The 563-nt window shown below is 61.1% G+C and carries 1 protein-coding gene; it reads left to right on the top strand.

From position 1 onward, the window contains the following. Window positions 1-563, top strand: a 563-nt coding sequence (locus P1S59_14690; GenBank protein MDF1527468.1) for an IS30 family transposase, incomplete at both ends; no start/stop codon positions are given.

Raw genomic sequence — 563 nt, 5'->3', positions numbered from 1 at the left:
CCATTTACACGGCGATCTACGCCATGCCGCGTGGCGAACTGCGCAAGGACGTGATCGGCTGGCTGCGTTTTGGGCATGCCAAGCGCCGACCGCGAGCACGCGGCGAGGACCGGCGTGGTCGAATCCCCGACATGGTCAGCATTCATGATCGGCCGCCTGAAATTGAAGAGCGGTTGGTCCCGGGGCACTGGGAGGGCGACCTGATCAAGGGAGCGAGTAACCGCTCTGCCGTCGGTACGCTGGTAGAGCGCATGACCTTGTTCACCGTGCTGTCCAGGATGGAGAATGCCACCGCTGAAGCCGCCCTGAGTGGTTTCAGTCATGTACTGAATCGGATTGAGGCACAAACGCGCCTTTCTCTGACCTACGATCAGGGCCGGGAAATGGCGGCGCATCAACGGTTGACGGCGGCCACCGGGGTCAAGGTCTACTTTGCCGATCCGCACAGCCCCTGGCAGCGCGGGCTTAACGAGAACACGAATGGACTGCTGCGACAGTACCTTCCCAAGGGCAGCGATTTGAGCCAGCATACGCAAGAAGAGCTGGACGCGATTGCCTGGAAA

It is taken from the genome of bacterium, from assembly GCA_029210965.1.
Taxonomy (GTDB): Bacteria; BMS3Abin14; BMS3Abin14; order BMS3Abin14; family BMS3Abin14; genus JALHUC01.
The sequence above is the reverse complement of the archived record's forward strand: the minus strand, read 5'-3'. Positions and strand labels throughout refer to the sequence as shown.